Consider the following 9,630-nt stretch of genomic DNA (forward strand, 5'->3'; position numbering starts at 1 on the left):
CCTTCTAACCATGGCCTATCGTTATGTCAGGAAACATGCGCAGCCCCGATTGGGGCGTGATGTTGACGTCGACCTTCCTGGTTGGTACGTGCGCCTTAGCCACTGTTTGTAGAACGAAGAGCGAGAAGAGGGCTGCTGGAAGAGCTGGAGGCGCCGCGCCAGCCGCCGCGCCAGCGGTTGCTGCGGTACCTCCTGCGGCTAGGAACCCCTGAACGACCCCTGGGGCTTTCTCTAGGACACGACTGAGATCAGTTGCATTCGAAATGAACCTCGGTGTAAGACCGAGCATGCCAACTTCCTTGCCGACCATGGATCGGATTGTCTGGGAGTACCGTTTAAGGGCCGCAACCATCTCCTCGCGAATAGTCGTTTCTTGAGGATTCGCTCGCCAGGCGCTCAACGATTCGAAGTAGCGCTCGGCAGTGGGGGCCGCTCTGATACTCTTCAGGACGTCGCCACTGACGTGCCGAAGGTGTTTCGGACGAGGAAGGCGAATTTCCATGGCAATACTAGCATCGCGATCACCGTACTGTCGGTTTTCGGGGTCGATCAGGTCCTCCCGCCACAAATCCAAGGCAGCCAAGTATGGCTTCCACCGAGGACTATTTGGAGCCGAACGAAGGACATCGGCCAAGCTTCGATTGTACAGTTCCGCAGCAATTGTATAGTAGACCTCAAGGTCGCGGGCGGCAGAATCGCCCACCGTGTCTCGCACTTGGTGAATAAGGCCCCCGACCGATTCGATTCGACCGCATTTGAGTCCCAGAACGCGTTCTCCAGACACTTGAATCATCTTGCTGAGGAGAAGGCCGTCGCCGCCGAGTTCATCGGAGGACCGCTCACGCGCAATTCGTAGCTCGTCAGTGATCCACTCCCGACTGCGAGCCCAGAAGCCGAGGTAGTCATCCGGGTCAACTTCTAACTCTAAGGCCACCGGAGCGGTCGGGCCGGCAAGATATCGATTGGAGATATTCGCGAAGTTGGCTGAGTTTTGGGGAGAAGACCAGTGCTCGGATGAGAACGGGGTGCGGTCGAGGCGCTTGGCTATTTCTAATGCGCCGGGATCAAATCCTCGACGGTCGCCCTTTTGCATTCGAACGAGTGAATCCTCAAGACTCGTGTCATCGTAGCGAGAGAACGGTATTATGAAACGATTCCTGAGCCCCACTTCGAGCCACGAATCGCGTGACGGATACAGCCCGAGATGCTCTCCCAACCACCTGCCGTGCAGAAGGTAATGGTCCGGAATGGCCAACTTTGGCTGTAGCAATAAATTGAGATAGAGACTCCGGTCGAAGGCGCTACGGGACACTGCGAATTGATAGAATCCGTGTCCAGCAGTGAAGAGCGTTGCTTCGGTCACTGATTCTCCTCATGCTCCGGAAGTCCCTCGATCACTGCGCGAATGTCATGGTAGCGGTTCAGCCCCGACCGTTCGGGGAGTCAGGTCCATGCAGGACAGCCGGGCGGCATGCTCGCAAGAGCGCAGCTCCCTGTGCATCGCTAAGGGAGATGTCGAACTGTCGGTAGCGGGCGCGGTCCTTGGCGGTCGGCTTCCGCCCTCGCCAGGCGGGTGAGAGGTTGAGGTGGGCGTGGGCGACGTGGACCCACTGCCAGGTCAGGCCGAGGTCGTAGCAGCCGTCCCGGGTGCCGGGCCGGTAGCGGCGGGCCCATACATCGAACCAGCGGCTCATCCCGCGACGGTGGCGGATCTTGGCTTCGGTAGCGCGGTAGTCCCTCCGTGGTGACTCCTCGCCGGCGCGCCATATCCGAGCCGTCCATTCGTCGGCGGTGATGAGCATGGTGGCCGAGCAGGCTCGGGCGCAGCGCACCCCCATCGGGCCGGGTATGCCGAGGGCTTCGGCAGCCGCGGCCCAGGACTTCACCTCCGGGTGCAGCCGGGCGAGCGATAGGGAGGCGAAGAGGCGGACTGTCGCTTCGCTGGAGTCGGAGGCGCCGGCGAGGTGCTCGAGGTACTGCTCGTGCGGGATGACCTGAGGGATGACGAGCAGGTTGATCGGCATAGGCGTTCCGTCGGATCGGGGGGTGTCGAGGTGGTGGGAGAGGCGCCGGTGCGGGGCGCGGGCGGCCATGACAAGGCGGGTCAGGGTGGGGGTCATGACGGTGCGGTCGCCCAGCCAGCCGAGCGGCCCGTCGTTCGTCGTCGGGGTGAGCTCGGTCCACGGCGTCAGCAGCGTGGCTGCGGTATCGAGGTCGCCGGCGACCAGGATCGTGTCCGCGGTCGCCAATGCCTCGCCACGCAGGGCGGGGTCGTCGGGTGGGCGCATGCCCCAGCGTGGTCCGCGGGTCGAGGTGCGGTCTGCGGCGACGAGGGCCAGGTGGACCGCCCATGGCGCGAGATCGCCGGCTCCGGGTTGCCCGGCGAGGTGAAGGAGGAGCGTGGTCAGGTGCCGTAGGTCGGCCAGGTAGGCCGCCGGTCTGGCCAACTGCCCCAGCACCTTGACACTCCGCCCGGTGAGGGCGGCGTCGATCCGGGCCTGAGTCGCGAGGACGGCCGGCGACGCCGGCAACCCGACGAGTGTGGTGAGGTCGCGCTGGCACTGCTTGAGCGGCCCCTGACCAAGCGGGTTCCCGCACACCGTGGCGGAGCCAACGCGGCGCAGGTGGGAGTGACGCTGGTCGCGGAACGGCCGCCCACACGACGGACATCCGGCGACCAGGACCAGAGCATGGTCGGCGCACGCGGTCACGAGGAGGAGTCGCCACGCGGTCCTCCAAACACCGGTCTCGGCGATGCATGCCGGGCAGATCTGGGTGCCGCGGGCGGGTGTCCAGCCGCGGGCGGCGACCTGCCGGTAGGAGTACCGGTCCATAGGGTCGAGGCCGGTGAGGTCGAGCGCGGTGCCGTCGAAGGAGGCCAGGGTCGCGGCATACACGACCTCCTCGTCGACGCGGGCGAGGGCCGCGAGTCTCGCGATGGTCTCCGCCGAGGGTGCAAGGGTGAGGTAGCGCGTGGTGGCTCCGCTGCGGCGGATGGTCGCTAGGAGCTGGGCGGTGGTCAGGCCGTTGGCATCGGCCAAGTGCTCCAGCCACGACTCGACGGATTCGCCGGGTCGTGGTGGCACGGAGATGGGCAAGGCCGCGTTCACGTCGCCGACTCCCGGGGTGGGCGCGACCCCCAGGCCCTGTCGTCCGGCAGGAAATCCTGGGGGTCACTTCCCGGTCCCTCGCAAGGGTGGGCGTCAAGAGGATGTCTACCACGGTCGGCCGGCCGCGCGATCGTGGTCGACGACGCCGCCGGGCCGGGCGCGCCGTCTGCAGGGGTGGTCATGCCGTTCTCCGCTGTCGCGGGTGACGTTGGCGGGCGTGGTCGAGGTGGCCATTGCGGTAGCCGTGGCCGGCGGCGATGCCCGTGTACCCGGACAGCTCGGCCAGGTCGGCGCACTCGTTCGCGATGGGGCAGGCGGCGCAAACGGCGGCGGGTTCTGTGAGCGCGGCCTGCCGGGCAGCGGTGGCGAGTGAGGCGGCATACGTGGTCTCCCAGCGGGCCCATTCGATGGTGAGGTCTTTGCAGTTGCCGTCGGCGAGGCTCCAGGCGGCATCGCGGGCGAGGGCTTCGCGGCTGATGCCTCTCACCGCTGGCTCCGATGCGAGCCGAGGCATCTGGTTGGGACGTGTGCCGTGGTGATGGTGATGCTTTCGAGGAGGTCGGCGTCGGGGCCGTACTGGCACAGGAGCTGGTGTTGGAGGTCGGCGCGTGCCTCGCGGGCGGCGTGCTCGGTCGAGTAGGAGCCGGCGATGTCGTGACAGTTCCAGACCAGCCATACGCGAGTCACGGAGTCGGTAACCGAGTGAGCGTCGGCGAGAAGCTCTTCGACGAGCATTCGCAGTTCTTCGGCGTGGTGGGCGTAGAAGGTGGCGTCCATGGCTGGGATGGGGGTGTCGGCCATTGCTTGCAGGATCCGCTCGGCGCGGGTGTGGAGATCTTCGTGGTCCGGCTCGAGGTGGTTCATCCATACCTCCGGGCGACGCCGGCGAAGGTGGCCCGGGCAGCGGGGATGGTGAGCAGGTCGGCGTCCGCGAGGAGCTGTTGGCCGGTCTCGTGCAGCAGCAGCCGGGTCTCGGGGTCGATGCGGGTGTCGAAGGCGTGGATATCGCGGTCGGGGATGTGGGGCCAGGGGCTGGAGCGCATCGGCCCGTGGGTGGACCTCGTCCAGATCCAGCCGAGGGCGAGGACGTCGCTGTCGGCGCTGGCCTGGCTTGGCGGAAGCAGCCGGGTGGTGCTGGAGGGCAGGTGGGTGACTGCGCGCAGGGTGTCGCGGCGTCGTTGGTAGTCGACGAGCCCGGCGGCGAGCAGGGCGTCGAGGGATCGGCCGAGCAGGTCGGCGTCCTGGTGGCGGAGGCCGGCTCCGTTGTGGATGGCGTCGATGAGCAGGCTGGTGGGTATGCCGGTCACGCCGAGGGCGGCGGTTGACTCCTCCGGCGTTGGGTCGCCGTCGTGGGCTTGGGTGATGAGCAGGTGCAGGGCGGTGGCGGCGCGGGTGAGCGAGAGCCACTGCCCGGGCCGCCGCGCCGGCGCGTCGCCGTCGGAGAACAGTGGCAGGAGTGCCGGGACGTGCCTGGGGTGCAGTCCGTCTTTGGTGGCGTGGTGGCGGAGGCGGGTGAGGAACCAGTCGAGTCGGGCTCGGTCTGCTGGGGTGAACTCGGCGGCCTGGTGCACCCGGGCGTGCGCCGGGCGTTGGCGCTTGTCGCGGACGAGTCGTCGGCCGCAGAGGACGAGTAGGGCCGCAACGGTGCGGGGATCCGGTGACGGGTAGGCGCCCCACATGCGGGCCGCCGCGACGTCGAGCCGTGGGAGGTCAGGGTTCGAGTCGACCAGAGCGGGATCGAGCATGCTGGCTGTGTGCTGGCAGCGGCGGCGGAGTCGGTAGAGGATCCCGCGGGCGCGCGGCTCGTCGATGGCTGCTTCGGCGAGGTCGCGCAGGATCTCGGCGAGCTCGAGGACGCGAGGGTGGGCGGGCGTCACCGTGTGTGTCGCTTCGGCTTGGACGAGGTAGCAGCGGCACCGGAGACAGACCGGCATGAGCGCGGTCTGCCAGAGCAGCTCGGTGTGCCCGGTGGTGAGGGTGCAGGCCGGGCAGACCCAGATGACGTCGAAGTGCAGGCGCCACCCGTGCCGCCGCTGGGTGCCGTGGCCGCGGATCGCCAGCGGATACCGGTTCATCGTCAACTGCCGCGCGGCACCGTTGTCGAGCCCGGCGAGAGCCGCGACGATGTCGAGTTCACGCGCGGGGATGTCGATGTCGTGCCGATACCGAGGCAGCACCCGGGCGCGGTGGATGCCGTTGGCGTCCGCCAGGCGCACGGCATACGAGCTGAGCGGCTCGGACGGCCGCGGTACGGGGCGCACGGGCAGGGCGGTCATGACACGGGCACCTTGACTCGCCGGCGCCGGGACGGCTGGGGCGCGACCGCGCGCAGCTCGGCCTCGCGGGCCATCGCGCGGGCGGACAGGGGGACGGCGTCGAGGTGGGCGGTGGTGATGGTGTCTGAGCCGTCGTCGAAGGCGGCCAGCAGGGCCTCGGTGAGCAGCAGGGCGGTGTCGCCGACGTAGCCCTGGGTGCGGCGCCAGATGTAGCCGGCGTGCTGGCGGGAGAAGATCCCGGCGGGGGCGCAGTCGAAGTAGGGCAGCAGCACCGTCTCGGCGTCTTTGAGGAAGCGTTGCCAGGTGCGCCGGTCGTCTTCGGTGGCCAGCGGGTATGCGGTCAGGGTGAGGCGTTCCAGGCGGGAGTTGATTTGCGGGTCGAGGTAGAGCGGGGACTCGTGCAGGTCGGCGCCGACGAGGATCATCGTGCCGCCCAGCTCACCGAGCTCGGTGTTGAGGTACTTGAGGAAGTCGAGCATGTCGCGGCTGTCCTTGTTGGACACATCGAGGAAGTGGCTGTCGTCGATGAGCAGCAGCCGCACCCCGTGCTGCCGGAACGCGTGGATGACCCGGGTAGTGGTGACCCGCACGAGGCCCTCGCTGGGGTAGCCCATCGTGAGCAAGAGGGCGGCGAGGACGTCGCGGATCTTCGAGGCGGCGCGCAGGGTGATGTACACGTGCGGGATCCAGTCCGCGGTGATGCCGGGTTCGGGATTCCAGGTGGGGCGTGGGTCTGCGCAGGCGGGGCCGAGCAGGTCGCGGTATGCCGCCTGGGCCCAGTCCTTGACGAACGTGGACTTGCCGACGGCGAAGGATGCGCTGACCGACCCGATCGCTTTCGCCCCAGGCGGGCGGAGCCGGTTGCGGTCCACGAGCCGGGTGAGGTGATGCGCGGCCCGCTGGGCGAGGACCGAGGGCAGGACGAGCCCGGTCATCGCGGTGGTCAGCTCGACCCAGTACTCGTCCTGCCCGGCCTCGGACATGGCGTCGAAGGTCTCGACCGGGATCGGGTTCGGCATCGACCGGGATGGGGCGGTGGCTTGCTGGTGCCAGAGGCGGGCATCCATCAGATCGCCTCGCTGTCGTAGTCGGGGAAAGCGGAGTCGAAGTCCAGCGGGACGGGCTCGTCAACCGCGGCCGGTGCGTCCTCGGCCAAAGACAAGGCCGGCCGCGGCGGCTGTTGCGCTGCGGAGTCGGCGCCGGTTTCGATGAGCTGACGGGCTGCGTCGGCTTCGGCGTGGTCGATGAGGGCTTGGTCGTGGCGCATGCCGGCGCGGATGAGTTTGCTGCGCCACTCCTCGTCGGTGGGGGCGGTGCTCAGCTCGGTGATGGCGGCGATGATCTCGCGGGTGACGTTGCGGCGGGAGACGACGCGGTTGCCGCCGCGGTCCTTGAGGAGCTGGCGGGCCCGCTGGACGACGACGTCGGTCAGGGGCGCCTCGACCAGGTGCGCGTCGCGCCATTGCAGCTCGTAGATGCGGTCGTCGTGGCGGCTACGGTGCCAGAGCCGGGTTCGGTCGCGGGGGTCGTAGTGGAAGGGGACCTTGGCGTCCTGGGCGCGGAAAGTGCCGGGCCGGAGACCGCGGATCTCGTCGAGGATGTCGCCGTCGTAGGTGAGGCCGCGGAACGCAACGCCGCCGTTTCCGGGGGTGAGCCACTTCTCGGGCAGCAGGCTGTAGATGAGGTCCGGGTGCTGGGGAACCAGCAGGCGGCCGGTGATCGCGTGGAGCATGTCGTGACGCTCCAGCGGGGTGAAGTTGCCGTCCTCGACGCCCGGGATCTTCACGCCGCCGTGGCGGTTGCGGTGGTAGGCGATGGCGATGTGCCGGTGCAGGTGCTGCTGCAGCTCGCGCCAGGACCCGAGGGGCTCGAACCCGACCCAGCCGACGAACCGGCCTCTTTCGTGGACGGCGCGACCTTTGAACCCGGCGCCGTTGCGGAACGATTGGTATGCGGCCTGGAGGCTGTCGTGCCAGCGCTCAACGATGTTGTTGTCGATGGGGCGTCCGGGCCGGGAAGGCATGAGGTCGACCTGCCAATCGGACAGCAGCGCCCGGAAGGGATCGCTGAGGAAGATCTTTCCGTTGTCGGCACGCAGCGAGATCGGCGTGATCCCGGGCTTGACGTGCCGACCCGTCACGTCGCGGCTGGTGCGGACCCGGCTGGCGTGAGCGGTGACAGGGTTGTCGCCGACGTCGAGGCTGACCGGTATGCCACACCAGCGGAAGTCGTCGATCGTGGTGTCGTCGACGAGCATCGAGAACGGGCGGATCGCGTCATACAGCGCGAGGGCGATCTCAAGAGAGTTCGCCGACTGGGGCACGACCCGGCAGGCGACGACGACACGGCTCGGGACCGAGATGATCGTGATGATCTCGACGGAGTAGACCCGCTCGTAGACGTCGTCCCAGACGAGGTTGTCGGCGCGGGTGACGTCGACGGCGAAGTGTCCGGGGTGGGTGGCTGGGTAGTTGCTGCGGCCGGAGTTCCTGCGCAGGGTGGACGACTTGTGCTGCTTCGTCGTGTGCCCGAGCGCGGCAAACCGCATGGACAGGTACTGCTGGGTGATGCGTTGGGGCAGGTCGATGTCATCGATGCCTTCCTGCTTTAGCCGCACCAGGACCCGGCGTTCGATCTCGACGAGGCTCACCTTGCTTCTGGTGCCGTCGAAGCCGGCCAGTTCCTCGTCGACGATCCGAACGAAGCGTGGGTCGATGACCTCGAAGCCCTGGCGGCCGCGGGTCTTGCGCCCGTCCGCGAGGCCTCGCAGTCCGTCGCGTTTGAAGGACTTGATCCAGCCGCGGATCGTGTTGGCCGAGACGCTGTTCTTGACCACCTCGCCGGCCAGCACACGCCGGACCCGCATGCGATCGACGCTGTACTCGAAGGTGAGCTGGCGCGCCATCGCCTCGATCCGTTTGGTCAGGCTGACCCCGAACCCTTCACCGAACGGGTAGAAGGGTTCGCCGTCGCGGGCCATGAGCGGGTGCCCGTCGCGGTATGCCGTGAGGATCTCCAGGACCACCTCGAGCTTGAGCAGGATCTCTGCACGGATCGCCGGGGTGAGGCTGCTCCACCACGGCTGCAGTGACAGGTGGATCGCGTCGAGGCCCTCGTCGCCGAGCCCGGTGACGGCAAGCTTGTCGGCGCGCACGAAGTGGTTCTCCCCGAGGGCGTCCTTGACGGTGACGCCGTGCCGGCCCAGCTCCACCACGACCGCCGGGCCATAGCTCATCAGAACCCGGGCCCCGACGTAGAGCTCGACCGCCTTGCTCACGCCGTCACGACCTCAGGCTGATGCACCACGATCGGTGTCGCCTGCGTGAGCGGGGCGTCGAGGTCACAGTCGATCTGCCCGCTCCAGATGCCGTGCCACATCGCAGACACGACATGTCCGCCGCCGGCATCGAGCTCGAGGACATCGGCGATCGTGCCCTGGCCCTCGAGATGCTCGTGAAGCAGACTCAGCGACCCGGGGTACCACGGCATCGGCCGGCGGAAGCCGTGGATCCACATCAGGTTCACCCGCCGGACCCGGGACCAGCCCGTGAACACCTCGTGGCTCCAACCCACCTCGGCGCACGCTTCGGCGGTGAGCCGCACCTTCAGCCGGAAGTCCTCGTCCTGCCGCCCTGTTGGTCGGACATCCCACAGCCGAACGGTCCCGTCGTCATGCCGACTGAGCAAGTCCGGGGTGTGCTCTACGCGCCCACCCCGGCGCTTGGCCGGCAGCCGCAGCCTGCAGGGCTGCGCGACCAGCCATGTCACGTCAGGGTGCCGGTCCAGCTCCCTGACCAGGTCATGCTCGAGGCCTGACTCCAAGTGCAGGTGGTTCCCAGTCGTGACCGAGAAGGCGTACACCGGCACATGCCCCGACTGTGCCTTCACCTTGGGGGTGCGGGTGCGCTGCAGCCCGGTGACGTCCGGGCGCTGCGGCCACGGCCACACGGCCAGGTCCGCCCCCACGTCGAACAACCACTCAGTGTCCAGCTCGGAGCACAGCACCACAGGGGCTGGCCGGTTCCGGGCGTGCGAAATAGACTCGTCCACGCGACGGCACCTTCGTTTTGTCCAAGATTCATCGGGACCGTCGCCGAGGGCGTGCCAGGTGCGAACTGGCGCGCCCTCACTTGCGTTCCGGCGCGGCCCTCGTCTACGGCTCCGCGCTCAACCTACTCGCCGCGCAGGGCGGAGACAAGGATCTCGGGGTGAATAAACGCCATTGGGTGTCCGCGGCTCCGAGG

At 67.9% G+C, this 9,630-nt stretch carries 8 protein-coding genes; all 8 read right to left on the minus strand.

Annotated features, from left to right (window positions below; genetic code table 11):
- Window positions 1-4 precede the first annotated feature (4 nt).
- Entirely contained in the window at window positions 5-1,363 is a 1,359-nt protein-coding gene (locus V9G19_RS04590; protein ID WP_462284315.1) for a hypothetical protein, read from the minus strand.
- A 58-nt stretch (window positions 1,364-1,421) separates the two neighbouring features.
- Window positions 1,422-3,110 carry a TniQ family protein gene (locus V9G19_RS04595; protein ID WP_462284316.1) on the minus strand — a complete coding sequence of 563 codons (1,689 nt, stop codon included), beginning with the start codon at window positions 3,108-3,110 and terminating at the stop codon, window positions 1,422-1,424.
- Between the two features lie 178 nt (window positions 3,111-3,288).
- Window positions 3,289-3,597, minus strand: coding sequence for a hypothetical protein (locus V9G19_RS04600; protein WP_462284317.1), 309 nt, complete (start codon window positions 3,595-3,597; stop codon window positions 3,289-3,291).
- Window positions 3,594-3,974, minus strand: a complete 381-nt coding sequence (locus V9G19_RS04605) for a hypothetical protein (protein WP_462284318.1) — start codon at window positions 3,972-3,974, stop codon at window positions 3,594-3,596. Before V9G19_RS04605 ends, V9G19_RS04600 begins: the two co-directional genes overlap by 4 nt.
- A complete protein-coding gene (locus V9G19_RS04610; protein ID WP_462284319.1) occupies window positions 3,971-5,386 on the minus strand; it encodes a TniQ family protein in 1,416 nt (471 codons plus the stop codon). The genes V9G19_RS04605 and V9G19_RS04610 overlap by 4 nt, the downstream gene beginning before the upstream one ends.
- Entirely contained in the window at window positions 5,383-6,405 is a 1,023-nt protein-coding gene (locus V9G19_RS04615) for a TniB family NTP-binding protein (protein WP_462284320.1), read from the minus strand. The genes V9G19_RS04610 and V9G19_RS04615 overlap by 4 nt, the downstream gene beginning before the upstream one ends.
- 47 nt (window positions 6,406-6,452) lie before the next feature.
- Window positions 6,453-8,663, minus strand: coding sequence for a hypothetical protein (locus tag V9G19_RS04620; RefSeq protein WP_462284321.1), 2,211 nt, complete (start codon window positions 8,661-8,663; stop codon window positions 6,453-6,455).
- Window positions 8,660-9,352, minus strand: coding sequence for a TnsA-like heteromeric transposase endonuclease subunit (locus V9G19_RS04625; RefSeq protein ID WP_462284322.1), 693 nt, complete (start codon window positions 9,350-9,352; stop codon window positions 8,660-8,662). The genes V9G19_RS04620 and V9G19_RS04625 overlap by 4 nt, the downstream gene beginning before the upstream one ends.
- Window positions 9,353-9,630 lie beyond the last annotated feature (278 nt).

Origin of the sequence: Nostocoides sp., assembly GCF_037045025.1 — a bacterium.
Taxonomy (GTDB): Bacteria; Actinomycetota; Actinomycetes; order Actinomycetales; family Dermatophilaceae; genus Nostocoides_A.

Coding starts and splice junctions, on each gene's coding strand:
- V9G19_RS04605 (WP_462284318.1), bottom strand. CDS start 3,974: ATGAACCACCTCGAGCCGGACCACGAAGATCTCCACACCCGCGCCGAG.
- V9G19_RS04610 (WP_462284319.1), bottom strand. CDS start 5,386: ATGACCGCCCTGCCCGTGCGCCCCGTACCGCGGCCGTCCGAGCCGCTC.
- V9G19_RS04615 (WP_462284320.1), bottom strand. CDS start 6,405: ATGCCGAACCCGATCCCGGTCGAGACCTTCGACGCCATGTCCGAGGCC.